Origin of the sequence: Methanofollis aquaemaris (assembly GCF_017357525.1) — an archaeon.
GTDB classification, from domain to species: Archaea; Halobacteriota; Methanomicrobia; order Methanomicrobiales; family Methanofollaceae; genus Methanofollis; species Methanofollis aquaemaris.
The window spans coordinates 1,584,673-1,608,722 of the sequence record NZ_CP036172.1; the positions used below are offsets into that span (position 1 = coordinate 1,584,673).

A 24,050-nucleotide genomic window follows, 5' to 3' on the forward strand; every position below is an offset into this window, starting at 1 on the left:
GATTCATGATGATGGAGATGGACGGCATTGCAGGGGCCCTGATTCTCGGCCTCGTCATCGGTCTTTCAGGCGCCCTTGCGCCGGGACCGACCCTGGTGGCGACGATCAGGGGGGCGCTCGCGGAGGGGTGGGCGGCAGGGCCGAAGGTCGCGGCCGGGCACGCCGCCCTGGAGACGGCGGTCTTCCTCGCCGTCGTCGCAGGCCTCGGGATTGCAGCCGCGTCTGTCGGCCCCGCGGTCGCCCTTCTCGGCGGGGCGGCCCTCGTCGTCTTCGGCGCGATGACCATCAGGGAGAGCAGGACCGCGGTGCTGGAGGCCGCTCCTGCCGGGACGGCTGGGAACCCGTACGTCGCCGGGGCCATAACGAGCGCTGCAAACCCCTATTTCTGGATCTGGTGGCTCACCATCGGAGCCGGCCTCCTCCTTGACGGCCTCGCCGGGGGTCTGGCCGTCGCCGGCGCCTTCATGATCGGCCACTGGGCCGCGGACTTCGGGTGGTTCGGGCTCGTCGCCGCGGCCACCGCGGGAGGGAGGAGAGTCATGAGCGTCGGGCAGTACCGCCTCGTCCTCGGCGCATGCGGCCTCTTCCTCATCCTCTTCGGGGCGTCGTACCTCTGGCGGGCCTTCGCCTGAGGGTCATCTCTCGCCCGCGGACCGTGCCGCGGCATCGTCGTACACGCGGGCCTTCCCCCGCACCTCGCCCTTCTTTGCCCGCGGGCTGAGACGGTCGAGCACGACAGAGGCCGGGTCGGCACCGGAGAGAAGGGCGAGCGCGTCGACGATCTCGGACCTCGACGGGATGGGGCCGACAAACCGCGCCGTAAAATCGATCTCGATCCTCCGCCTCTCCTCCTCCCTCTCGTACCGGGAAAAATCGATGTCCATGTCTCACCATGCAAGAGGAAAAGAGTTGAAGGTTTGGGAACGTGGCTCTGTTGAATCGAGCATGAACCGGGGGCACGCCTCAGGCACGCCGGCATGAAAATCTTTCATCGCTGATCTTCGGAGTGTGGAAGGATCGGCTCTGTTGAATCGGGCATGAACCCCTGGCTCAAGTGTACGCCATGAAAATTGCTGAGTAGCGTTTCGAGGCGTGGAGGGATCCTTGATCCCTCTCTTAGCAAAGGAGGCGAGAAGGGCACCATTCAATCGCCACCCCCCGGTTATCTTCGCCGTGGGGGGTCCGGGGTCTCTCTCCCCAGCACCGGACGGCAGGTTCAAATCTTTTGGTTGGGGGGGCACTTCTGATGGATGTGCCTTCCCCCATCTTCACGCCGGGGTCGCTGCCCCCGAGACCCCCGAGATGAAGATAGGAGCGGGAAGGTGGAGGGCTGATCATTCAGAAGATGCCTCTGACCTCTGCGTATCAGTCATGCAGAGGCTCGGGGCGATTAAATATTTATTCGCCACTACTGAGCAGATATTCTGGATCATTTTCATGGTAATTGCTCATGAAGCGAACGCACGCTTCATGCATACCATATGAAAATTTCATGTTGCAGGTCTCCGGGGCATGGAGGGATCGAGATGAAACGCCGGGAACCTTGGACCCGACCCTTACACCCTCGCGCCCGGTTCGCGCCAGGGTGGTGGCAATGTGGCGATCGAGGAAAAAAGTTGATCATGACCCGGATCTGTGTACAGAATACATAGAGAGAAGTGTGTACAGTTACCCCTGATAATTTGCACACGATCCGGAGAACACCCGGTACCGGTGATCGTGAGGTAGGTTTCCCCGGTCGTGATCCCGGCGCGAGTGTAAACAACATGGAGCACCCCGCATGCATGCTCCGATCATCGATCGAGGGTTGCTGGCGAGCCATTATCCGGTGCAAGCCAGGCGAGAAGAAGAAAATAACTCTCTGGTCCTGTAGAATTTGCCATGAGCGGGGGGCACGCCTCAAGCATACTGGATGAAAATTTCTTGTCGCTCGATCTCCGGGTGTTGAAATAGTTTAGATCCCTCTTTTCAGGACATAGGATCAGTGGAGGTGCTGTTCAAGCGCCGCCCCTCGGTTATCCTCATACGTGGGGAGTCCGGGGGGTCTCCCCCCGGCGCGAGACGACGGTGAAGATTCTACGATCAAGGGCGGCAATTGAACGTATCCTTCAGGGGCCCTGTTGCGAGGAGAGGAATCAAGTATCCCTCCGCACTCAGGAGAACTACAACGAGATATTTTCATCACGTATGCTTGAACCCGGGGTTCATGAACAATTCTACAAGGCTGAGATTCTTATTATTTCTCAGAATTCATCAAGATCTGCACCCTGCAATGTCAGCATCGAACACATTGAAGGACACCATCCCCCTTTATACAACCCGAAATAAATTCTCGCTGAAAACTTGAACCAACCTATTCAATCCCTCTCTCGAACAGAATCGATGAACTCATCATCGTCTGCAGCCCACACACATCGCCCATATCTTCTTATATCATCTCAACCATGCTCAATCGTGGTTTCCATGACAGGAGAAGAGATGGTCAGAGTAACCGCCGAAGAGCTCAGGAACTTCATCACAGCAAAGGCGGTCATTGGTGAACCCCTCGACCTTGGAGATAAGGTCGTCTTTTCGATCGCACGATTCGGGTTTGCTTTCGGTGCCGGAGCAGGAAGAGGAAAAGAATCTGAGAAAGGCGGAGAAGGAGTGGGAGAAGGAGGAGGAGCAGGAGGGGGTGTCGATCCTATCGCTCTGCTCGTCGTCCATAAGGATGTAAAGGGCCCAGGAGGCGTCCAGATCTTTCCGATGACCAAGAAAGGGATGGTCGCGGAAGTGATCGAGACGATCGGGGAGAGCATCCCGCCGGTGATCGAGCAACTGGCCTCTGTCATCGGAGAGAAAAAGCAGGAAGCAGAGAAACCTGAAGAGGAGTAGTCGTCCAGAACCATGGGAGGCAGCGAAATAATCCTCCTCTGCACCCTTCTAGGATTTGTCGGCCTCTTCATGTTCCTGATCCTCCTCATACCATTACGGATCAGAGGAGGCGGATCGTTTGAGGGCGGAGACTGGGCGATCGCCCTCACTGCGAATTGGGCGGCCGCGGGGATCAGAGTGGAAGGCGGAGAGAAGTGGAAGATGACCTTCCTCCTCAGCAGGACACCGGTGATGAGAGTGTGCCTGCCTTCAGATGAAAAAATTCTTGAGACAGAGGAAGCGGAAGCGGAGGAAGAAGTGACGTTGCCGGGTCTGAAAGCGGTCAGAGAGGCAGGCTCGACACTCCCATATCTATTCCAGTATTTCAGGCAGATCATTGCCCATACCGGCCTTGAAAAAGTCTCTCTCTGGTTTCGCGGGGGATTCGGAGACCCGGTTACAACCGGCGAAGTTTTCGGTGCAGTGCAGGCATTGAACGGAGTTCTGTGGCCGACACCAATACACCTGAAGATGGAACCCCTCTTCGCAGAGGGTGAACCCGCCGGAGAGGGGGAGATCGCCTTCAACATCAGACGACCGGTTGCTCTCCTCGTCTCCGGGGCACGCCTGATCATTCAGCCTGAAGTCCGCACCACCATCCAGAGAGCAACACGGAGAGACGAATGAAAGATATCGTCGTCGGAGAAGCAGTCGTCACCGGTGACAGGGCAGTGGTTCCCTTCATAAAAGAAATCGAACTCTCGGGCGCGGGAGGGATCCTCTATTCGGCGCGACCGGTCGCTCTCATCGTCGCTGAAACCGGGAGTACGCTTCTCTTCCGTCTCGACACCGGGGTGTCCCTCTCTGAAGAGACGATCCACAAGGGGGTAGAACAGGCCTCTGATGCCCTCAAGAGAGAATGAAACCGGCTCTGTTGAATACCTCTTCTGGAGTGACCATGAGGGGCTGCTCACACCCTTGCCCATATGTGATGGTTCGGCAGAGGACGGGAACCCCCTCTGAACAATCACCGCCAGCCTCCTCCCCTATCGCAATCCCGGGGGTTCCAGGGGCAGAGCCCCCGGCGTAAGCGTGCGGGAAGGCACGTCGATCAGAAGATCTTTTGAACAATTTTCATCGCGTATGCTTGAGCCAGGGGTTCATGCCTGATTCAAAAGAGCCATCAGACCAATATCTCCACAGAAAGAACACCTCCCACTGTTACCTCATGATCACCCTAACCCCTGAAGCGTGAAAGGCGGTTGCAACACTTAGTAGCAAGTCACGAACAAAAGACCACCAATAAATGCGCTTGAACGACGAAAATTTTTGACCGCGAAAAAATCCTCTGTACTAATCTTTGTGCGGGAGGCTGACCGCCCCCTGGTTCCCCACGTGAAGAGAGCGCCGGGGACGCCAACACCCTCTCCATGATCTCCCCTCTGCCTTCCCGACCCAATCGCAATCCCAGGGGTCCGGGGGTAGCGCCCCCGGCGCGAGGGTGGGGGAAGGCATGGGATCGGACAAGCCGTCCCACAGAAAAACGAAGAAATTTTTGCCACTCTCTCGCACCGGGGGGAGACACCCCGGACCCCCCCCGCAGCGAGGATAGAGGCGGGGCGGCGACGAAGTGATGATCCCTCGCTGCCCCACCGTGAAGAGTGTAATCAACAGCCCCCCGGCCAGACATTTGAGGGGTGACTCGCCACTCGATCGAGTTCTCAGTCAAGAAACCCTGGCTTAAAGAAGATGGGATCGAGCCTATGGAAGTCATGATGATACATTACATGACGGCACCTGGCGGCGGTGACCCTCGGCGCTCTGCGGCGGACCTAATCCTCCTCTTTTTCCCACCATATGTGCGCAGCGCGCGAGCGTTCCCGCATGACCAGGCCGTCTCCCTCCGCGACAAGCCACCACCCCAGGGCCTCGCGCACCACCTTTTCCTGTCCTGCATCGGTCACCCCGAACTTCGGAGCATAGTGGACAAGGGCCTCCTCAAGATCTCTAAAATGTTCTTCCTCGAAGAGAGGCATCATGCTCAGGTTCGGATGGAGCCCCATCTGCCAGAGGAGATTAAAGACCACGTCGGCCTTCGGGACCGGACAGTATGGTGCTCCATGGAGGGAAGGCCAGATCTCGAGGTAGTGCCGTTCCCATCCGGGGAGATCAGCGAACCAGAAGAGATGCACCGATTCTGAGGAGACGGCGTCCATCTTCTTCAGGGCCGCCGCGAGGTCTTCCATCGCAAGGGAGAACGAGGCAATGACAAGGTCGTACGGCCCCTCCAGATCGCGGGCGGGCACCACCGCCTCCCACCGCTTCTGCACCACCCGTATGTTCTTCTGACCACTTGCACCGGTTTTTTCTTCGATAACCGACACCATTCCTGCAGCAGGTTCCACTGCGGTGACCGACTTCACCCGCCCGGCGATAGGAAGAGCAAGGGTTCCGGGGCCGGCACCAATATCGAGGACCGAGATCCCCGAAGCCAGAGGGAGGAGGGCCAGCGTCGCGGCCACCCGCTCAGCCGGCACCCTGTACTCTGCCGCCACCCTTCTTTTGCCCCAGAGATCTCTTCCAGTCCTGAAACCCGGGACCGAATGATTCTCTCTGATCATCTCCGCCCAGACCCTATTCCAGTCCGTCTCCCCTGCTTCCATGGACTATAATAGATTTGAAGAGACAAAAAAATGGTTCTAGCCCCCTTATGATCCACAGATGGGGATAAGGCTCATATGCAGGACCGGACAATCACTCTCCGGTGACGCTGCCTATGGACAAGACTGGTGTTGCAATGATTGTCGTGGGGTTGGTCCTGATTGCCGCCGGCATCTACGGGATCACCCTCCTCACCCCTGAAGTGGTGACCTTCCTGATCGGTCTCATCGAACTCGCCATCGTGATCATCGGCCTCGGACTCCTCGTGGTCGGCGTGATCATGGCAAAAGAGTGATCATTATTCTGGAGCACAGACAGCGGGCCTTCATACCCCTGTCCATTTTCTCCTGCAGAAATGAGTGATGAAAAATAGTTCTTCAGTTTTTCGGTCCGACGCCCCCCCGCCGATCTTCGCCGTGGGGGAGTTCGGGGGGTCGCTCCCCGACACTCGCACCTCAGAAATACTACAGAGCCTATTTCTCGTTCTCCTTCGCCTTCTTCCACGAGCGAAAGATCACCGCACCGGCAATCACCGCAACGACAAGAATGAGCACAACAGCGGTTATCGGGAAGGACTGACCCTCTCCCTCTCCACCGGTCGGGAGCGTGGCCTTGACCCCGATCATGACGGTCGTCGAGTAGGTGTTCCCGTCGGCATCCTTATAATCGATGACTAGGGGGACTTCGGTGGCGTTCTCCACCTTGAAGGTGACATCGAAGTTTGCAAGGTCGTCAGGGTCGAGAGACGCAACCGGATAGACCTGGTTCGGGTCCACAGGCACTGCCGGGTCACCAGTGGTGATCACCACCGCCTTCGCCACCTCGAGACCGGTGTTGGTGACATCGCCGTTCGCCCGGTAGTGCCCCCCTTCTGCAGTGACTTCAACCCCTGAGACCACGATCTCGGCCCGCTTTTTGTCCTCTGAGAAGACAATCGGGAGGGGCACCTCGATGTCCCGCTGGTTGTCGCCGTTCCGGTAACGGAGGGTGAAGACCAGATCAGTCTCTTCAGCAGGAGTAATGTTGAAGGTGACCTCGCCAGCCTGGTCAGGCTCAAGGGCGCCGATGAAGGCGCTCGTCGGGGTGACCTCAAGGCTCTGACCTGACGGTACGACCGAGACACCGTTGATCGGGCCGGCACGCGGGTTGCTCACCGACACCCGCACGATCTCCTTCTTGTCCCTGACAAATGAGTCAGGTCTGGAGGTGACAGAGAACCGCGGCTCTGTCCCGTCCACCTTCACCGGGACAGGATACCTCAGTGACCCTGCATCTCTGAAGTCGAGGACAAAGACCGGGTAAAAGGTTCCTTCATTCAGCGAGGCCTTTACCCTGAAGGTGAAGGTGGCCTCGTTCCCCGGCCCCAGGGCTCCGAATGTCTGATAAGGGTTATTGATGACTGCCACGTTCTTCTCAGTATACAACCGAGCACTGCTGATCGGGACACTCTCTTCGGCGGTGTTCTTTATCGTCACGGTGACCGTCGCCTCGTCGCCAGGCATCAGAAGTGCCGGATCGGTCTGGAACCCGAGGACCGTCACTCTCGCCGCATTCTCCTCACCGTTGACTGCCGCCGCAGTTGTCGGAAGGAGAAAGAGGAAGACCATGAAAAATATCCACATCGCCCGCATCTAGAGAACTCCCAGCGACCAGATCTGAATGATGATATATATCCCCACCGGCACCCCGACGGTGATGGCCGCGTTGCGCAGGGTGAGGGAGCGTGCATGCCGCATCCCGAAGATCCAGATGTTCGCGGACCAGAGGATAAATAGAATCCCAAGAATTGCGGACATCATGGTCATCGGAGAACTGGCGATCGCCTGGCCAAATGCCTCCGCTCCGGCCGGGGTGGTCGGGTCGACCTGCGGGAGTACAATGGAGGGGGCGTAATAGAGGATGGCCACAGACGAGAGCACATACCCTAAGACCATCGGGAGAAAGCCATAGCCCACTGCCTCAAAACTCTTTTTTATATCGCCTACACCCCTTAAAACCGCTGAAAGGAGATGGAAAACGATTACGAACAGAATAAAAATGAAAATCGTACCTATAAGAGAGAACAAAGCCGCAATGACTCCTCCAATCCAGAGAAACGACTGGGCCTCGGGGGGAAGAAGCGGCCCCATGATCCCGACCATCGTGTATGCACCCGGTGCTGCAGCAAGCCCGGCTAGCAGGACAAACAGCAACGGGAACTTCAGTCCGGCCTCCTGACCCGCCCTCTCTCTGAAGAAAGCATCGGGGTTGAGAAGGAGGTCGACAATCCAGTGACTCATGGTGATCTCTGGAACGTCCATGCCATATAAATATAAGGCGCTTATTCCTCCAGCGCCAGGAGGATCGCCTTCCTGAAGATTATCTCAGGAACGACGCATCCCGCATGTGCACCGGAGGCATAGGCAATCTCCGGATGACCGAGTTCCTCCATCCTTGATGGGCCGGTGCAGTAGGCCGCGGCACCCGCGACTTCGTCAACCAGATCCTCCAATGGGATCTCATTGAAGAAGACCTCGGATCTGTCGTCAGCGGTCTCTTCCACCCTTATCTCAATCTCGATCCCGTTCTCCTCAAGGAGAGGGCGCATCTCACTCAAGACCGCACCCAGTGAGCGACCGGTATCGGTGGTGCGATACTGACATCTCACCCCCACGCCCCGACGCCAGAGGACAACAAACCGGTTTTTCATCAGGCTACCTCCCGGTTCCGCATCAACATACCCCACAGGATTGAGAGCAGACCATATCAACCTGCGCCGGGGGGAACATCAGGTCACCCCCGCTTTCTGAGATAAGCCTGCACCTTCTCCGACTCGATCCATCCCTTATCAAGACGGTCAATGATCTCATCGATGATCCTGGCCTGTTCAAGGATCCGCTCCGTATCTTCCTCTGTGCAGTTGAGATCGGCAAGCCCAACGATCACCGAGAGGGGGTTTCTGATCTCATCCCCGAGAGTGGCGAACTGGGCGATGTTCCGATCGATCTGAGCATATGCCTCTTCACGGGCCTGCTCCATCTCCCGGCGCTCGGTGACGTCACGCACCACCCCCTGGATCCCGGTCACCACACCTCCGATCATGATGGGGGCGGCATTGATCTCGAGGTACCTGGGGGATCCGTCCTTCGCACGGATAGAGACCGCAACACCTTCAACCGCGTTGCCACCTTTAAGAGCACTATTTGCCTCTTCCACTATTTTTCGCCAGTTTTCATCGAGATCGACAAAGTATGATTTCCCGACGAACTCTTCTGGATCATAACCGGCAACCCTCCTGATAGAGGGGGAGAGATAGGTATACCGCCCTTCTGCGTCGGTGATAAATATTATATCGAAACTGCGCTCTGCAATCCCACGGAACATCTCCTCGCTTTTTCTCAGGGCAATTTCGGTCTTTTTTCTCACGCTAACAGTATATCCCAGAAACGTAACCAGGAGAAGAAGGATCACAAGAGCAAAGATCACCACCGTCAGGACGTCGCGATCAATCTCGACGGCCGTCTTGGGGGCATTGATCACTATGCTCCCGGCCGGGAGATCCGACTCCTGAAGATCGAACCGTTCTAACTGGTGATAATCGAAGGTGTACACCCCTTGCAGATCTTTTTTGATCGGGATTGTCGAAGCGGACTCGCCCTCGAGGATCCGCAGGGCCGTTCCACCCGCTGCAGTCCCCTGCTCTCTCCCTGAGGTGAGACGGCCACCTATCAGCCCTTCACCCAGATAGATATTCCAGACCCCATAGACAGGAACCGAAGAGGCATTTGAAACATCGCTGATCACTTCGGCATAATCATACGAGGTGCCGTCAGGGTCCAGATAATAGGTCATCAGGAGGACGACCGCATCGGGAGGGAGAGTTGAGACATCTTCCAGAGTCTGGTCAAAACTCTGCTCCGCCGGCGAGATGATCTCAATACGACCGCGATATTCTTCGGCCGCCCTCTCGATCACCTTCTGATTGGAAAGACCGGTCTCTGATCGGTCGTTGACGACATAGACTCTCCGCACGTCTGGATCAAGGGTGATGGCGGCATGTATGGTGCCGACCACATCGTAGGCCTCGACAATCCCGGTGCAGTCTTCCCAGTCATCAAGGTACGAGTCTTCGAAGTAGTTCACCCCGCAGAACACGACCGGGACACCCGGAAAGAGGTCGTCGTGATATTCGCGCAGAAAATGGAAGGCGTACTCGTCGGAGCAGATGATCACGTCAAAAGAGGTACCTGCATACTTGACCTTCAAAAGGTCGAGCATCTTCTCTGCATACCCGGGCGAGTCCACCCGTGGCATATCCATATATTCAATGTACAGATCGACGTCCTGTTCCGGGCCGTCCAGAACCGAACACACCCCGTCCGTCACATCGTCGCTCCAGGAGAGACCGTCATAGTAGGAATGAAGAAGAAGGACATTGTGATGATTGTCCGGGACAGTTGCTCCGACCGGTGAAAAAGGGGTGATTATAAGGGAAAATAAAATGAGAACCAGGAGGAAAACCTTCCAGACGCCACCCCTGCCGTCGGAACCGGGCCTTCCTGTCATCTTCTCAGGCACCGCCTCGCTCTAATTCCCACTCTTCCAGAGCCTGATACGGTGCATCGCCTCTTTCAGGGTCTCAAGGGAGGCCGCATAACTGACCCGTATCCAGCCAGGAGCGTTGAAGGCACTGCCCGGCGTCGCAGCCACGTGCGCCTTGTTGAGCCACTCGTGAGCGATGGCCATGTCGTCGCCTTCCACCTTCACGAAGGCGTAGAAGGCACCGTCCGGTGGGGCGACCGTGTAGCCCATCGAACCGAACTCGTCGAGCATGTACATCCGGCGCCGCTCGAACTCCTGCCGCATTGCCTCGACACAGGACTGGTCGCCGGTGAGGGCCGCCACCCCGCCCCACATCACGAAGGTGGTCGGATGAGAGACAGAGTGCTGCTGGACCTTGACCATCTGGCGGAGGATCGGCAGCGGTGCCACCGCATAGCCAAGCCGCCACCCGGTCATCGCATAGGCCTTCGAGAACCCATTGATGGTTACCGTCCGCTCGGCCATGTCGCCGATGGAAGCAAGAGAGAGATGTTCTCTCCCATAGATGAGTTTCTCGTAGATCTCGTCTGAAAGGGCGATGAGATCATAATCTTCACAGAGGTCGGCGACCAGTTTGAGCGATGCCTGCGAGAGGACGGTTCCAGCCGGGTTGGATGGGGAGTTGACCACGATCATCCTGGTCTTCTGCCCCACCCGTTCAAGGATCGAGTCGTCGATCTGGAAGTCAGGCTCATCCATCATATGATGGACGACCCGGCCTCCGGCCATCTGGACGCAGGGTTCATAACTAACCCAGGCGGGGTCCGGGAGGATGACCTCATCGCCGGGGTTGAGGCATGCCTGCATCACCTCATAAATGGCACTCTTGGCCCCGCAGGTGGCGATGACCTGTTCGGGCCCGCAGGGGATCCGGTTCTCGGTCCGGCACTTCTCCGCCACCGCGTGCAGGAGTTCGGGGATACCGTTTGAAGGGGCATAGTGCGTCTCGCCCCTCTTCAAGGCATCACAGCAGGCCTGCACGATGTGTTCCGGGGTATCGAAGTCGGGCTCGCCGATAGAGAGAGAGATCACGTCGATCCCCTCTCTCTTCATCCGCTTGGCGGCGTCCGAGATCTCGATCGTCGCCGACGGGGCGACAGCACCGACCTTCTCAGAGAGGGCTCTCATCCTAATCTCTGCACCATCTTGATGGCCGACTCGACCGCACGCTTTGCATAGTCGATCCGCTCGTTGGCCTCAAGTCTGGTCATGCCAGGCCCGGAGATCCCGAGAGCTACGGGCTTGTTGTATTCTAGGGAGAGGTCGATGATCTTACGGGCGGCGTGCTGGACCACGATCTCGTCGTGCTGCGTCGCACCTTCGATGACGCAGCCGATGGTCACGACGGCGTCGACCTTCCCGTCTTCCAGCATCTTCTTGATCGCAAGGGGCATGTCGTAGGCGCCGGGCACATAGAAGCACTCGGTCACCTCTGCGCCCAGGAACTTCGCGTGCTCCCGGCCCTCGATCTCCATCATATAGGTGATGTCGCGGTTGAATTCCGCCACGACGAAGCCAAGTTTGATTGTCATGGTGATCTCCTCGATTGATCCTTTTTCCGGTCTTCTTTTATTCCTGCCGGTCTACTGCCTGGCCGGGCCGGCGTCTTTGAAGCCCTGCCGCTGCCCGGTGCCGGCCATTCTGGTCAGCACCTCCGGGCGGAGGACGAGGTTCACGGCATTTTCGGCATGCTCTCTCGTCCGCCGCTCGGCAAGCCATGCAAGTTCCTGGTCGTCTCCGGCCTCGTCCTCATGGACAAAGACCTCGATGATATGGTGGTTGGTCATCAGTTGAGCGAGCATCAAGCCCTGGGAGGCCTCGTGGGCACAGAGTTTGTCTTTCTCCTGCCCGCCCGGCATTCCGAGGGCGATGACGATGTCGCAACCTCGCTCTTCGATGAGTTTCTTACAGGCCACCGGGAGATCCTTGAATCCCGGAACCGTAGTGCGTTCGATCGCCACGCTGGCGTGCCGCTTCAGCTCGTTGATGGCGATCGCGCCCATGTTGACGCGTGCAAAGGTGGTGTCGGCAACCCCGACCTTCATGGGTTCAGCACCTCTGCCGCGGCCTCGACACCGTCACCCACACCGGCGACGCCGGCCTTGCGGAGTGCGTGCTGGACTGCGGCGAGAGTGGCGAGGATCTCCGGGGCGCTGACCGCACCCATCGAACCGATGCGGAAGATCTTGCCCTTGAGGTGGTCCTGGCCGCCGGCGATCTCAATGCCCATCTGCTTGACCCTGCCGCCCACGTCGGCGACACCTTCGGGCATCCGCACCGCGGTGACGGTGTTCGAATAGGCCGAGTGTTCGTCGAGCTGCGGGAACATCTCAAGTCCCCAGGCGGCGACGGCGGCGCGGACCGAGGCCGACATCCTGCGGTGCCGGGCGACCCTGGCTTCCATACCCTCTTCCTTGATCATCATCAGGGCCTCGTGGAGACCGAGGAACAGCGGCACGGCCGGGGTGTACGGGGTCTGCATCGGCTCCTTATGGGCGCTCTTCCTGCATGCCGCAAGGTCGAGGTAGAAGGGCCGGTCTTCGACGATCCGGTCCCATGCCCGGTCGGAGACGGTGACGGCAGCGAGGCCTGCCGGGGCGGCGAGGCACTTCTGCGACCCGACGATGGCGACATCGACTCCCCACTCGTCGACGAGGACTTCGTCACCGCCAACCGAGGTGACGCCGTCCATCACAAAGAGGGCGTCATGTTTGCGGGCAAGGCGTCCGACTTCCTTCGCCGGATTGAGGATACCGGCGGAGGTCTCGTTGTGGACCATCGTCACCATCTCGGCGCCGTTCTCAAGGGCCTCCTCAAGGGCGGCGAGGTCGACTGGTGTCCCCCACTCGGAGGCGATCTCGGTTGCATCGCCGTTCCGCGCCGCGATCTGGTAGAGTCGGTCGCCGAACTTACCGTTGACAAGCGAGGCGATCTTCTTCCCCTTCCCGAAGTTGGAGATCGCGGCGTCCATCCCGGCGGTACCAGAGCCACTGAGAATAAAGACCTCATTCTCTGTCCCAAAGCACTCTTTGAGAACCGCAACACTCTCGGTATACGCGGCGCCGAACTCAGGGCCGCGGTGGTTGATGGCCTGACGCATCATGGCCTGGCACACCCGTTCAGGGAGCGGGACCGGGCCCGGCAGCATCAGAAGTCGTACGTCTTCCATAGGTACAGGTTTGATTTGCCGTACGTGGCAATGTAGATTGCCCCCGGTAGGGGCCGGGACAAGGCATAACCGTCCCGCCCCCCTATCTTGGAAGAAGACCTGGAGATAAAATCATGCCAGATGTTGCGGTCATCACAGGATCGGCCTCGGACAGCGCAATCGCCGAGAAGGCCACATCTATGCTCACTGAATACGGGATCTCATATGATGTCCAGGTGATCTCGGCCCACCGGGATCCTGAGCGCCTGGACGAGTATGTGAAGGCCTCGGACGCGAAGGTCTTCATCTGCATCGCCGGGATGTCGGCGGCCCTCCCCGGCGTCGTCGCGTCCAAAACAAAGAAACCGGTGATCGGGGTGCCGGTCTCAGGCAAACTCCTCGGCGGCCTCGACGCCCTCCTCTCGGTGGTGCAGATGCCGAAGGGGGTGCCGGTTGCGTGTGTCGCCGTGGACGGCGGCGAGAACGCTGCTCACCTTGCGGCACGGATCCTGGGCGTGGCGTAAAGGTCACACCGGGGGTTCACGCATCCGTACCTCCTCATGACTGGGTGGAGACGGTGGATGGAAGAGCATGATGAGAAAAGAGCGCATGAAGAGCGTGGTGCCCCCTATCTTCGCCGCGGAGGATCTTGCATTGGGGGCGTGCCCCCCCCGACATAATTCAGGTGAACCCCTCTATTCGGCTCTGTCGCATTCCTCTTCTGAGTAAACACGAGGGATTGACCACACCCTTTCCCCTGCACGACAGATCGGCAGAGGACAGGATCACCCTCTGAACGATTACCCCGCCTCCCTATCTCAATCGCAACCCTGGAGCCCATGGGCTGCCTGAGTTCTCTCCCGAATGCATCCCTGATATTGCGGCACCCTTCAGAGTTCGAACTGCTCCATATCCATCGCAAGGTGCGGGGTGTCCCACGCGAGGAGGTGGCTCGCATGGGTGCACCGGAACTCGGCAGGCGCCAGTTCTTCGGCGAGTTGCAGGGCGTCGGCATAGTTCATGTGCTTGGTGATGGTGAACCCTTCAGGTACAATGGTGTCCAGAACCAGGAGGTCGGCGCCGGAGAGGCACGCTTTGCTGGCGCGGGAGAGGCGGGCGCTGGTGTCGGCAGTAAGGGCGAGGACCGCACCCTCGTATTCGACCCGCACCCCAAAAGTCGGCATGGGGGGATGGTTGACCGGGAAGAGTGTGATCCTGGCACCGAAGAGGTCGAAGGGGCGGTACGGCTCGACGGTGTGTTTGTCCAGGGGGAGGAACGAGAAGACCGAACCCGCGTACTCCATCGTCGGGGCCGCAGCATAGACCGGTGGGATCTTCTGGACCCGGTAAAATTCGCCGTAGCCCATGAAGTGGTCGTAATGGCCGTGGGTCCAGATGACGGCGTCGATGTGGGGCGAGCCAGCGGCCATGAGTTGGGCCCGCAGGTCAGGGCCGGTATCGACCAGAATATGCTTCTCTCCGACCTCGATGAGCGTCGCTGAGCGGAGCCGTTGCCGGCCGTTGGTACGCGCAAAGGTACAGACCGGGCAGGAGCACCCGATCTTCGGCGTGCCGATGGCGTCCCCTGTCCCGAGCAACGTGACTTTCATGTTATCCCCACGAACACCCGCGGATGACGCTCCGGTTCGCCACCTGGGCGAACGCACTCTCGATATCCTCCTGGGAGACTGTGCGGCGGCCGTCCATCAGGGCCGAGAGCACCGCCTCCTTGACGGTCATCTTCAGGTCGGCACCTGAGAAACCCTCGGTTCGTGCGGCGACGGTGTCGAGGTCGCACTTGCACGCAAGGGTCCGGGTGACCGTCCTGAGGATTGCCGCACGCATCGCCTCGTCAGGGAGGCCAAACTCCACGACCTCGTCGAAACGACGCCAGGCCGCCTGATCGAGGAGTTGCGGGTGGTTCGTAGCCCCGATAAGGAGGACACCGTTTCTGACCAGACTGACCTTGTCGATGTTTTTGAGGAGCATGTTCACCGCCCGCTTCATCGCCCCGTGGTCGTCGGAGACGCGGCTCTTGGCCACAAAGTCGAACTCGTCGATGAAGAGGATACAGGGAGAGAGGTTTCTGGCGAGATCGAAGATCCGGTCGATGTTCTTTGAGGTCTCGCCCAGATACTGCGAGGTGATCATCGAGAGGCGCACCTCCAGCACCGGCATATGAAGTTCGTGGGAGATGGCAAGAGCGAGCGAGGTCTTGCCGGTGCCCGGAGGGCCGACGAAGAGAAGTTTGCCGACCTCGGCGATATTGTGCTCTTTCAGGAAGTCACGGTTCTCGATCGCGGTCCTGATCCGTCTGATCACCTCGAGTTGGTCCTCGGTGCAAACAAGGCCGTCCATCTGCTGCTCGATCTCTGAAGAGGCGTTGACGATGACAAGTTCCAGGGCCTCGTTCATCTTCTCGTCCTTTGCGGTGAGGCTTGCGATTTTGTGGTCGAGGTAGGCCCTGGAGTCGGCGAACCTGGGGTTCTTCGCCCTGACCTCCTCGTATTTCACCTCAAGGGAGTCGTAGTCCCCAACGTAAAAGGCGAGCACCGGATTCTTCTCCACCATCTCTTTCCCGCCATGGGTGGCGAACCACACCGACGCCGCACGGAGGTCGGTGAGGTGATACTGGAGTTTGAGGGTATCAAACTCGACGAAAGGATTTTTGACGAGATCTTTGAGCGGTTCCTCCGAAGAGCCAACCGCCCGCTTGAGCAGACCTTCGGTGATCATGACCGGACGCTTCACCTCGGCGGCATCGGGGCCGGCGAGGAAGAGGGTCCGGCATTGAGGAGGGAGGTCGTCCAGATCGAGCTGAGGATTCGTGTTGTAGACCTCAGCCGTCAGGAGATGCTCTATCAGACGAAGGACTTCGTCTCTGTTGTCAGCACATGGCATGGGTTCCAACATCACCTATGGTGGGGGAGTATCAATAATACTATCTCATCGGGTCGTCACAATGGCGCCGTCTGCGGTGACGATGAGGGTGTGCTCGGCCTGCGATACGAAGGAACCCTCCACATCATGGAGTACCGGGTAGCCGTAGACGACTCCCTGCCGCACCAGCCCTGCAAGAGCAAGTTCGATCTTCTCCTGCGGGAGCCAGCGGCGGGAAAACGGCATGCCCCGCCGATCTCTCACTTTCGAGAGGATGCGCTTTGCTGAGGGGAGGCGTACCGGTTTTACGTCGACCTGCTGGTAGATCTCGATCCTGGAACGGTCGCCCACCCGCCCGCTGCCGGTGGTGGCGAAGGGTTCGATGGCGATGGCCATGCCTTCCTCGAGGACGGCCCCCCCCTGGATCCCGATGTTCGGGATAGTGGGGTCGGTGTGGATCGAGTACGATGCCAGGCCGTGGCCGGTGAGGTTTGCCACCGGCTGATATCCTCTTCCTTCGATCTCGGCCTGGATCGCCGCACCGATCTCGCCGGTGGTGACGCCGGGTCTGACCAGGTCGATCGCCCGGTCGAGAGCGGCCCTGGAGGCCTCGACCAGGTCGGCGTGTCCGCCGAGGTCGACCGAGAGGGCGGTGTCGGCGATACAGCCCTCGATGGCGACGCCGAGGTCGAGTTTGACCAGGTCGCCCTCGGCAAAAATCCGTTCGTCGCCTGCCGAGGCGGTGTCGTGGGCAGCGTCGGCGTTGAGCGAGAGGTTGAGGGGGAAGGCGATCTGGGCGCCGGCGTCCAGGATCTTTCCTTCCATGGTCTCTACGACTTCGAGGACCGAGGCCCCGACCGTCACCATCTTCTCGCCGTCGTGCAGGATCGTGTGTGCAAGACGACCTGCTTCCAGATAATATTCCATCTCTTCTTCGTTCATAAGATCAGATCCCGTGTATACCGGGTAAAGCGGTCAAAGCCCGACTGCGTGACCGCACCCATATTTTCAACTCGTATGCCGCCGATGCCCGGATAGTAGAGGCCGGGCTCGACGGTCACGACGTTTCCGGCCTCGAGGGGGGCGCCGGAGGGGGAGAGCGAGGGGCCCTCGTGGACTTCGAGCCCAACCCCGTGGCCGAGGGAGTGGATGAACCCTCGGTTCTCGCTCTCGTACCCCTTCTCCTTGAAAAGGTCGACAACAGCGTTGTGGACGGCCGACCCCTCGACGCCGGCGGCGATGAGGGACTCGCCCAGGGCCACGGCCTCGCAGACGGCGGCGTGCATCCCGGCGATCTCAGGGGAAGGTTCGCCTTTCACGACTGTCCGGGTCATGTCGGCATGGTAGCCGGTCGCGTCGTGCTGGGGGAAGAGGTCGATGACGACCGGTTCGTCTTCGAGAAGCGGGCCGTCGCCCTGGCGGTGCGGCATCGCCGTCTCTTTCCCGCAGGAGACGATGGTGTCTCTCGCGGTGTAGCCGCGCTCCATCAGGTAGGTGTGCATCGCCGTCCGCACCCCCCCGGAGGTGAGCGGGGCGTCATCGAGGTAGAGCACCCCATTTTTCGGAGTCGAGCGCCGGATCATCGATATCCCGATGTCCATCGCTGTCTCGGTCGCCTGCTGTGCGGCCCTGATCGCGGCGAGTTCGCGGGAGGTCTTGACGGCCCGCATCGAGCGGACCGCGCCTTTCTCGTCGGCGACGACCCCGGTCTGCTCTTCGAGGAGTTTGCCAAGCCAGTACGGGAAAGATTTCGGGACCATGACGGGGCCCTCCCCGACAAGCGAAACGGCGGTGCGGGCAAGGGCCCGCCAGGGGTCTTTCTCTTCGTCCAGGAATTTCAGAAATCCCGACTCGGCCCGGGTCACCGGGATAGCCGAGGACTCGGTGGCCGCCCGCTCGTATTCCATCTGGGGTACGACAAGCATCCCGGTCTCGCCTCTTTTCTTCAGGTACAGGAGGGGATCGGAAACCTGGAACCCGGTGAGGTACCTGAAGTCCGCGTCCGCCGAGGAGGCATAGAGCAGATATGCCGAACATTCGGCGGCAGCAAGAGCATCGTCCAGTTTTTCCATGAGATCATCCGTGCCGGAAGGTATTCCGGCCGTTCTGTGTAGGTATGGCCGGGAGACCACAAGTACTTTTAGAAGGACGCACAAGTACGATCGATGGAGGAAGCGGACAAACAGGTCTTCAAATGGAAGTTCTGGAAACTCACGATCGTCCTGAACATCATCATCATCATGGTTGCCCTCGCGATAGGGCTCTTCTTCAAACTGCCTTCACCCCTCGGACCATCCATCGCCACCGTCCTCATCCTCGCAGACCTCCCGCTCATCTGGTACTTCAGGAAGGACTATTACCGGACCAAGGCGTGGCTGGACGTCCATGCCGGGCCGTCGGAGAAGGATGATTGATCATGCTTGAGAAACTGAAGACAGAGATCGAACTGCTGGGCCGGCACCTCGAGGTGCTCAGGGTGGTCGCGGCCCACCAACCGATCGGGATCATGAAACTCGCCGATATCCTGGGCCTCCCCTATCATCGGGTCCGCTACTCGTTGCGGGTCCTCGAAGGGATGGGGTACATCAGGGCCTCGTCCTCAGGGGCGGTGGCGACCGAGCGCGCGCTCGAGTACCTCGACGGCCTGGACACCGAGATCGACGAGATGATCGAACTTCTCGAGGGGATGCGCGACGCCCCATCCCATAATCTTTAATAGGAACGAAAAGATAGGTATTAGGGCGCAAGATGCGCATTGCCGCCATAACTCAGTTGGTAGAGTGGCTGGCTGTTAACCAGCATGTCACAGGTTCGAGTCCTGTTGGCGGCGTATCTTCTTCTTTTGTGAATTCAACGCTGAAAGAGAGCGTATGCTCCGTTGTGGTACGGTCTTAGAGAGCCCGGACTTCGACATACGTCTGATATAATCGAGGGCGGCAACACCCCCCTCATGTTCATCGATTATGCCTTCCCGGCCCAATCTTCATTCCGGGGGTCCGGTGGCTGCGACCGGAGGGAACTTGAGAACACGGAAAATCGAAGATTTTCCTGTTCAGGCAAATCTTTGATTTGCCATGGACCCGCAGGTCTTCGATAGAGCCCCCGGCGCGATTGATACGGGAAGGAACGTCGATCAGACGGGCCGCCCCACCAGAAGGGTGATGATTTCTCAATTGCTCTCTCCCGCCGGCGGAGACCCCCGGACCCCCCACGGCGAAGATAGGCCGAGGCAGGCGAGGCACCCCCTCCCGATCGTGAGTTCCGGGATATGCCCTCAGCCTATTTTTCCCATATCGTTTTCACCCGACCGACGACGTGCTCTCGTACAGCACGGCCCCTTCAGGAGTCATGATCGTGATCGAGATCCCGACACATTCTCCTTTCTCCCTCGGCACACCGATCACGATCGGGTCGGCGGCGTCGACCCCCTCGAAGCGTTGCCGGTCCACATTCGCCCGGGTGGTGTCGTCCACCCGCACCTCGTAGATCACCAGATAGTCGGAGACGTCCGTGCCGGTCGGGACGAACGAGAAGACGACCCGATCGTCAAACGCACCTGCCGTCTCGTAAAAGGGTCCGATCTCGCCAGCGGCGATATCGACGCGGGCCGGTTTTTCCACAGGCGTGGGCGGGTGCTCGGGCGGCGGTGCGGTGCAGCCCGAGACGAGGAGGGCGGCACACAGACAGCAGAGAAGGACGAGGGGTGTGGGTCGGATGTTCATCGCAGGATAAACGTGGGGGAGAGAAAAAAATGTGATGGGAGGGCAGGTTCCACCGCCGGAAGAGATAGAGACCCGCGCCGAGCGGGCCATCAGATCAGAACGGTAAATAATCACTCTTCAGGGCTGTCCACCTCAGGACACCTCTCCCCCTGGCTCCGTCCGCATCCAGCGATCCGGATCGCCTTCCCGTGGACGAGGGCGTCGGCGACTTTGCGTCTGGCCTCGTGGAGGTCGCGCCAGAGGGTCTTTCTTGAGACGCCGACCGCTTCGGCTGCCGCCGTCTGGTCCATATCCTCCAGATCGACGAGCCTGAGGGCCTCCACCTCCTCGGGGAGGAGGAGGACAACCTCTTCGGGCCGCCCGCAGAGGGGGCCGAAGCACCGGAACGAGGCGCCACCCTGAATCATCCGGCGAGCCCTGGGTCGCCCTCTCCCGCGACCGCAGCACCTGCCCTCGCCACTGTCATCCATCAAAGACCAAGCTCCTCTGCAAGCTTCTCTTTGATCTGATATAGGGCCTCTGACGCCGGCGACTCGGTTGAGGTGACCGGCACGCCCCGGCGCACTGCGGCCACCACCGACGGGTCGAAGGGCACCTTGCCGAGAAGGAGAAGTCCTTCGTCCTTGCAGACACGTTCGATCTCCCCGCATACGTTGGCTTCGAGATCGAAACGGTTGATGACCACAAAGATCCGCACGCCGAAGCGCCGGGAGACGTTGACGACTCGTTTGAGGTCGTGGAGGGCCGAGAGTCCGGGCTCGGTGACAACCACCACAGCGTCCATCCCGCTGACCGTCGAGATGAGCGGGCATCCGATGCCGGGCGGCCCGTCGGCAAGGAGAAGCCGGCTCTCGCCGGCCATCGCCTCGGCCTGTTTTCGCACCTCGTGGACGAGCAGCCCCGAGTTGCCTGAACCAGGGTAGAGCCTCGCGTGGGAGAGGTGGCCGCGGGTGGTCGAGGAGGCGAGTACCTCGCCGGCCTGGTACGGCTGCATCGTCACCGCCTCGGCGGGGCAGACGTGGACGCAGACACCGCATCCCTCGCATTTCAAGGGGTCGACACAATACTCCTTCGCCTCTTCATGGATCGCACCGAACCGACAGGCGGCCTGGCAGCGCCCACAGAAGAGACAGAGTTCATGATCGATCTCAGCCTTCTCCAGTCCCATGAAGGGTTCGGAACCGATCAGATCGCCGTCGAGAAGAAGCCCGAGATTGGCGGCTTCTACATCGCAGTCGGCGAGCACCTGCCCGTTCGCGAAGAGGTCGGCAAGGGCGGCGGTGACCATCGTCTTCCCGGTCCCGCCCTTCCCGCTGATCACGGCAAGCCTGATCATGCCCTCACCTCGCAGCGCCTCGCGACCTCGACCCAGAGTTCGGCGAACCGTTCCTCCCATCCGGGGAGATCGCGGGCGATGAGTCCGCCCCGATTCTGGACCGCCGCGACGCCGCGGTCGAAGGGGATGGTCATCAGGACCGGGAGGTCGTGCTCGGAGCAGAAGGTAAGGGCCGTCTCGTCCTCGCCGTCGCTCCGGTTGATCACCACGCCGGCCGGAACCCCGAGGGCCGCGGCCGCCCTCACCGCGAGGTCGAGGTCGTGGAGGCCGAAGGGTGTCGACTCAGTGACCAGGATGCAGAAGTCGGAGCCTTCGAGGGTCTCTATCACCGGGCAGGCGACACCCGGCGAGGCGTCGTAGACGATCCGTCCTTCTTCACCTGCCGCTTCCTTGGCGGCGGCGACGACCTTCGGCGCCAGGACTTCGCCCTCATGCATCACGCCCGAGACCAGGGTGAGACCGGGGAGGGGATGCGAGGTGTTGACCACGCCGACCTCTCGCCCGACCTCGGTGACGGCCCCGGACGGACAGACCAGGAGACATCCGCCGCACGAGTGACAGAGTTCGGCGAAGAAGAGGACGCGGTCTTTGAGGACGGTGAGCGCCCCGTACCGGCAGAAATGCCCGCACTCCCCGCAGAGGGTGCAGCGTTCGGGATCGATCGCGGGGACCGGGACCGGCACCCCTTTCTCCTCACTTTCTCCGGGAAAAAAGAGATGGAGGTTGGGCTCTTCCACGTCGCAGTCGACGAGGGTCACCCCGCCCCTCCGTGCGAGGGCATAGGCAAGGTTTGCCGAGACCGTCGTCTTCCCGGTCCCTCCTTTCCCGCTGGCTACCACGATCTTCATATCGACGGTCAGAGGATCTCTGAGAGGTCGCCCTGTGTATAGTCCTCAAGGGCCTGGGCAACGGTCGCGGCGTTCCCAAAGCTGTAGACCTTGATCCCGGCCGCCTTGAGAGCGGTGGCGGCGTTGCCACCGAGTTGGCCGGTGAGCAGAACGGTGGCGCCGTGGTCGACGAGCACCTGAGCGGAACGGGGGCCGACGCCGCCTGCGGCATCGACGAGTTCGTTCTTGACCGAGACAAAGGTTCCGGCATCGGTGTCGGCAAAGATAAAGTACGGCGCCCGGCCAAACCTGGGCTCGACCGCGGCCTCAGCGCCCTCTCCCTTCGCGGTGATGCAGACGATCAATGACATCCCCCGTCGCAGTTGTCGTGTCCCTCTTCGCCCTGGGTGCAGGTGCTCTCCCCTGAAGTGAGGTGACCGGCGGCGTACTCCGCGGCTACGGCGTCGATCTCCCCGGCGATCCCGATGAAGACCTCCACCCCGTTTGCGTGGAAGAGGTCGACGGCCCGCGGGCCCATACCACCGGCGATGACGGCGTTGACACCGTGCTCGGCGAGGAACGCCGGGAGGCGTCCGGGCTCATGGCCGGGGCTGAGAAGGTCGGCCTGCCTGGCGAGGTTCCCGCCTTCCACTTCAAAGATCGCGTATTTCTCACAGTGTCCAAAATGTGCTGAGACGATCTCTCCGTCTTTTGCAATCGCGAGTTTCATCTATATTCCACCTCCGCGACCGGCGGGGGCCTGGCCGTGCCGCCGGTGCACAGACATAATTTGTACTCATATGCGCATAAAGAAAAACCCTCCGGTCCTGGCACCAGGTGAGGACGGTGACGACCCTCTTCTGGCGAGAGCGATGCACGACTTCATAGGAGCGCACAAATTATTTCAGGGGACAGGGCGATGTATATCAGTCTCATCTTTCCGGGCCCGTAGCTTAGTGGTGGAGCGTCCGGCTCATAACCGGACGGCCGTGGGTTCGAATCCCTCCGGGCCCATGTTATTTTGGATAAATATTGTTTAAAAGCAGTCAAATTCTACATATAACGGTTAAAATACAATATTATCCAAATCGGGGCACTTAAATTCCATAATTTTACAGATCTCCATCCCCCTCTCCCGACAATGTGAAAGCGCATATTCTCCTTTTTCCCCCGTATTCCTTTTCTTTTGTCCTGATATCTCATTTCCTTCTACTTTTCTACTGTCCGTACAGTTCTGTATCTGTCCGGACAGTTTCGGATCGTCCGAACACCTCATGTAACGTGGGCCGTGCGTGAGGAGGACTCCATTGAATGATGCGCCACCCGTCCGCTGATATGTCGGCGCTCTTGACCCTCCTCCATACTCTCTGAACCCCAGTAGAGGAGATCCTCTTTAGGCCTCCGTCCTTGATCCGTCTATTCAGATGTCCTTCTTGCTGGGAGGGAGCGATCTCCCCAACTAACCTCTGGCCTCCATACTATCCAAGAGAATACTCCTTCAAAACAAGAGAAATAGAGGAGAAGAGAATAGAAAAGAAGAAATATCCTAGGAGAGGAAAAGGAGAGTTCTCCAAGAGAAATAGAAATTACACAGGAGAAAAGAAGAGTAAAAAAGAGAGAAAGTCTCACAGACTTCAGAGAAGAGAACAGACGCCTCTATGGTGAAGAAACAGATCTATGGATGCGGAAAGGTCAATCCGCTCACGGCGGGGAGAGAGTTCGGCCAGATCGTGGACGGAGCGATCGCGCAGTTCATCTCGCAGTCGGATGAAAAAATCACTTTCAAGATCGAGATCGAAGTGGAGGATGAGAAAGATTTTGATGAGAACCTTCAGCAGGGGACACGGTAGAACCGTGCTGTCCTCCACATCAAAAAAGCAGAGTCTAAAGCGGAATGAAGAAAATTCTCCATTTTTTCTCCACCTTGTTCAAGATAATGACGATATCCTTGGAGGGATGATAAACGCCCATACAATCCCCTTCAGGGTAGATGAAAGAGAAAACATCCCCCTCAATACCATCTAAGAAAATCATTGAATTAA

At 59.3% G+C, this 24,050-nt stretch carries 31 protein-coding genes and 2 tRNA genes; 13 read left to right on the forward strand and 20 right to left on the reverse strand.

All coding sequences use genetic code 11. The annotated features are described in order from the left end of the window. Nucleotides 1-5: 5 nt before the first annotated feature. Entirely contained in the window at nt 6-632 is a 627-nt protein-coding gene (locus RJ40_RS07575; RefSeq protein ID WP_265580249.1) for a LysE family transporter, read from the forward strand. Between the two features lie 3 nt (nt 633-635). Here the strand turns inward: RJ40_RS07575 and RJ40_RS07580 are convergent, their stop codons facing one another. Then, nucleotides 636-884 carry an eS24 family ribosomal protein gene (locus RJ40_RS07580; RefSeq protein WP_265580250.1) on the reverse strand — a complete coding sequence of 83 codons (249 nt, stop codon included), beginning with the start codon at nt 882-884 and terminating at the stop codon, nt 636-638. A gap of 1,594 nt (nt 885-2,478) precedes the next feature. Between RJ40_RS07580 and RJ40_RS07585 the strand changes: the two genes are divergently transcribed. The 3 genes from RJ40_RS07585 to RJ40_RS07595 are packed head-to-tail and all read left to right on the forward strand — an operon-like array spanning nt 2,479 to nt 3,776. Next, entirely contained in the window at nt 2,479-2,874 is a 396-nt protein-coding gene (locus RJ40_RS07585) for a spore germination protein GerW family protein (RefSeq protein WP_265580251.1), read from the forward strand. 12 nt (nt 2,875-2,886) lie between these two features. After that, on the forward strand, nt 2,887-3,540 hold the full coding sequence (locus tag RJ40_RS07590; RefSeq protein ID WP_265580252.1) for a DUF2953 domain-containing protein: 654 nt from the start codon (nt 2,887-2,889) through the stop codon (nt 3,538-3,540). Then, nucleotides 3,537-3,776, forward strand: a complete 240-nt coding sequence (locus tag RJ40_RS07595; RefSeq protein WP_265580253.1) for a hypothetical protein — start codon at nt 3,537-3,539, stop codon at nt 3,774-3,776. Before RJ40_RS07590 ends, RJ40_RS07595 begins: the two co-directional genes overlap by 4 nt. 909 nt (nt 3,777-4,685) lie before the next feature. On the opposite strand, the gene RJ40_RS07600 is transcribed toward RJ40_RS07595, so the two are convergent. Next, on the reverse strand, nt 4,686-5,474 hold the full coding sequence (locus tag RJ40_RS07600) for a class I SAM-dependent methyltransferase (RefSeq protein WP_265580254.1): 789 nt from the start codon (nt 5,472-5,474) through the stop codon (nt 4,686-4,688). Between the two features lie 155 nt (nt 5,475-5,629). On the opposite strand from RJ40_RS07600, the gene RJ40_RS07605 reads away from it, so the two are divergent. After that, complete coding sequence (locus RJ40_RS07605; protein ID WP_265580255.1) at nt 5,630-5,809, forward strand: hypothetical protein; 180 nt, start codon at nt 5,630-5,632, stop codon at nt 5,807-5,809. A gap of 178 nt (nt 5,810-5,987) precedes the next feature. On the opposite strand, the gene RJ40_RS07610 is transcribed toward RJ40_RS07605, so the two are convergent. The 8 genes from RJ40_RS07610 to RJ40_RS07645 all read right to left on the reverse strand — a co-directional run bounded on the left by RJ40_RS07610 (nt 5,988) and on the right by RJ40_RS07645 (nt 13,264). Further along, nucleotides 5,988-7,121: a COG1361 S-layer family protein gene (locus tag RJ40_RS07610; protein ID WP_265580256.1), complete on the reverse strand. Its 1,134-nt coding sequence runs from the start codon at nt 7,119-7,121 to the stop codon at nt 5,988-5,990. 24 nt (nt 7,122-7,145) lie between these two features. Continuing rightward, nucleotides 7,146-7,793: a YIP1 family protein gene (locus RJ40_RS07615; RefSeq protein WP_265580257.1), complete on the reverse strand. Its 648-nt coding sequence runs from the start codon at nt 7,791-7,793 to the stop codon at nt 7,146-7,148. 41 nt (nt 7,794-7,834) lie between these two features. Further along, entirely contained in the window at nt 7,835-8,203 is a 369-nt protein-coding gene (locus RJ40_RS07620; protein ID WP_265580258.1) for a DUF2703 domain-containing protein, read from the reverse strand. Nucleotides 8,204-8,286: 83 nt separating this feature from the next. Further along, complete coding sequence (locus RJ40_RS07625; protein ID WP_265580259.1) at nt 8,287-10,059, reverse strand: PAS domain S-box protein; 1,773 nt, start codon at nt 10,057-10,059, stop codon at nt 8,287-8,289. A gap of 21 nt (nt 10,060-10,080) precedes the next feature. After that, nucleotides 10,081-11,223: a pyridoxal phosphate-dependent aminotransferase gene (locus RJ40_RS07630; protein ID WP_265580260.1), complete on the reverse strand. Its 1,143-nt coding sequence runs from the start codon at nt 11,221-11,223 to the stop codon at nt 10,081-10,083. After that, nucleotides 11,220-11,627 (reverse strand): 6,7-dimethyl-8-ribityllumazine synthase, encoded by a 408-nt coding sequence (gene ribH / locus RJ40_RS07635; protein ID WP_265580261.1) that lies wholly within the window; start codon nt 11,625-11,627, stop codon nt 11,220-11,222. Before ribH ends, RJ40_RS07630 begins: the two co-directional genes overlap by 4 nt. Before the next feature lie 51 nt (nt 11,628-11,678). After that, on the reverse strand, nt 11,679-12,140 hold the full coding sequence (ribC, locus tag RJ40_RS07640; RefSeq protein WP_265580262.1) for a riboflavin synthase: 462 nt from the start codon (nt 12,138-12,140) through the stop codon (nt 11,679-11,681). Then, on the reverse strand, nt 12,137-13,264 hold the full coding sequence (locus RJ40_RS07645; RefSeq protein ID WP_265580263.1) for a pyridoxal-phosphate-dependent aminotransferase family protein: 1,128 nt from the start codon (nt 13,262-13,264) through the stop codon (nt 12,137-12,139). The genes ribC and RJ40_RS07645 overlap by 4 nt, the downstream gene beginning before the upstream one ends. 113 nt (nt 13,265-13,377) lie before the next feature. Between RJ40_RS07645 and purE the strand changes: the two genes are divergently transcribed. Further along, complete coding sequence (gene purE, locus RJ40_RS07650) at nt 13,378-13,767, forward strand: 5-(carboxyamino)imidazole ribonucleotide mutase (protein ID WP_265580264.1); 390 nt, start codon at nt 13,378-13,380, stop codon at nt 13,765-13,767. Between the two features lie 366 nt (nt 13,768-14,133). Here the strand turns inward: purE and RJ40_RS07655 are convergent, their stop codons facing one another. Genes RJ40_RS07655 through RJ40_RS07670 form a run of 4 tightly spaced genes read right to left on the reverse strand, consistent with a single transcriptional unit; the run spans nt 14,134 to nt 18,195 of the window. Beyond that, nucleotides 14,134-14,853 (reverse strand): MBL fold metallo-hydrolase, encoded by a 720-nt coding sequence (locus tag RJ40_RS07655; RefSeq protein ID WP_265580265.1) that lies wholly within the window; start codon nt 14,851-14,853, stop codon nt 14,134-14,136. Between the two features lies 1 nt (nt 14,854). Next, nucleotides 14,855-16,144 carry an ATP-binding protein gene (locus tag RJ40_RS07660; RefSeq protein ID WP_265580266.1) on the reverse strand — a complete coding sequence of 430 codons (1,290 nt, stop codon included), beginning with the start codon at nt 16,142-16,144 and terminating at the stop codon, nt 14,855-14,857. Nucleotides 16,145-16,189: 45 nt separating this feature from the next. Beyond that, nucleotides 16,190-17,065, reverse strand: a complete 876-nt coding sequence (gene map, locus RJ40_RS07665) for a type II methionyl aminopeptidase (protein ID WP_265580267.1) — start codon at nt 17,063-17,065, stop codon at nt 16,190-16,192. Beyond that, nucleotides 17,062-18,195 (reverse strand): M24 family metallopeptidase, encoded by a 1,134-nt coding sequence (locus RJ40_RS07670; RefSeq protein ID WP_265580268.1) that lies wholly within the window; start codon nt 18,193-18,195, stop codon nt 17,062-17,064. Before RJ40_RS07670 ends, map begins: the two co-directional genes overlap by 4 nt. Nucleotides 18,196-18,288: 93 nt before the next feature. On the opposite strand from RJ40_RS07670, the gene RJ40_RS07675 reads away from it, so the two are divergent. The 3 genes from RJ40_RS07675 (at nt 18,289) to RJ40_RS07685 (ending at nt 18,953) form a co-directional block, all read left to right on the forward strand. After that, complete coding sequence (locus RJ40_RS07675) at nt 18,289-18,537, forward strand: hypothetical protein (protein WP_265580269.1); 249 nt, start codon at nt 18,289-18,291, stop codon at nt 18,535-18,537. 2 nt (nt 18,538-18,539) lie between these two features. Continuing rightward, nucleotides 18,540-18,839 carry a hypothetical protein gene (locus tag RJ40_RS07680; RefSeq protein ID WP_265580270.1) on the forward strand — a complete coding sequence of 100 codons (300 nt, stop codon included), beginning with the start codon at nt 18,540-18,542 and terminating at the stop codon, nt 18,837-18,839. 41 nt (nt 18,840-18,880) lie between these two features. Then, a tRNA-Asn gene (locus RJ40_RS07685) sits at nt 18,881-18,953 on the forward strand. Between the two features lie 469 nt (nt 18,954-19,422). On the opposite strand, the gene RJ40_RS07690 is transcribed toward RJ40_RS07685, so the two are convergent. The 6 genes from RJ40_RS07690 to RJ40_RS07715 form a co-directional block, all read right to left on the reverse strand. Beyond that, complete coding sequence (locus tag RJ40_RS07690) at nt 19,423-19,845, reverse strand: hypothetical protein (RefSeq protein WP_265580271.1); 423 nt, start codon at nt 19,843-19,845, stop codon at nt 19,423-19,425. Nucleotides 19,846-19,955: 110 nt separating this feature from the next. Continuing rightward, nucleotides 19,956-20,315 carry a DUF134 domain-containing protein gene (locus tag RJ40_RS07695; RefSeq protein ID WP_265580272.1) on the reverse strand — a complete coding sequence of 120 codons (360 nt, stop codon included), beginning with the start codon at nt 20,313-20,315 and terminating at the stop codon, nt 19,956-19,958. Then, complete coding sequence (locus RJ40_RS07700) at nt 20,315-21,181, reverse strand: ATP-binding protein (protein WP_265580273.1); 867 nt, start codon at nt 21,179-21,181, stop codon at nt 20,315-20,317. Before RJ40_RS07700 ends, RJ40_RS07695 begins: the two co-directional genes overlap by 1 nt. Further along, nucleotides 21,178-22,029: an ATP-binding protein gene (locus RJ40_RS07705; RefSeq protein WP_265580274.1), complete on the reverse strand. Its 852-nt coding sequence runs from the start codon at nt 22,027-22,029 to the stop codon at nt 21,178-21,180. Before RJ40_RS07705 ends, RJ40_RS07700 begins: the two co-directional genes overlap by 4 nt. Before the next feature lie 8 nt (nt 22,030-22,037). Further along, nucleotides 22,038-22,373 (reverse strand): NifB/NifX family molybdenum-iron cluster-binding protein, encoded by a 336-nt coding sequence (locus RJ40_RS07710; RefSeq protein WP_265580275.1) that lies wholly within the window; start codon nt 22,371-22,373, stop codon nt 22,038-22,040. After that, on the reverse strand, nt 22,370-22,738 hold the full coding sequence (locus RJ40_RS07715) for a NifB/NifX family molybdenum-iron cluster-binding protein (protein ID WP_265580276.1): 369 nt from the start codon (nt 22,736-22,738) through the stop codon (nt 22,370-22,372). Before RJ40_RS07715 ends, RJ40_RS07710 begins: the two co-directional genes overlap by 4 nt. Nucleotides 22,739-22,950: 212 nt before the next feature. On the opposite strand from RJ40_RS07715, the gene RJ40_RS07720 reads away from it, so the two are divergent. From RJ40_RS07720 to RJ40_RS07735, 4 genes are all read left to right on the forward strand, one after another. Then, a tRNA-Ile gene (locus RJ40_RS07720) sits at nt 22,951-23,022 on the forward strand. Between the two features lie 393 nt (nt 23,023-23,415). Next, nucleotides 23,416-23,673, forward strand: coding sequence for a hypothetical protein (locus RJ40_RS07725; protein ID WP_265580277.1), 258 nt, complete (start codon nt 23,416-23,418; stop codon nt 23,671-23,673). After that, complete coding sequence (locus RJ40_RS07730) at nt 23,667-23,858, forward strand: hypothetical protein (protein ID WP_265580278.1); 192 nt, start codon at nt 23,667-23,669, stop codon at nt 23,856-23,858. Before RJ40_RS07725 ends, RJ40_RS07730 begins: the two co-directional genes overlap by 7 nt. After that, nucleotides 23,830-24,033 carry a hypothetical protein gene (locus RJ40_RS07735; RefSeq protein WP_265580279.1) on the forward strand — a complete coding sequence of 68 codons (204 nt, stop codon included), beginning with the start codon at nt 23,830-23,832 and terminating at the stop codon, nt 24,031-24,033. The genes RJ40_RS07730 and RJ40_RS07735 overlap by 29 nt, the downstream gene beginning before the upstream one ends. Nucleotides 24,034-24,050: the final 17 nt, after the last annotated feature.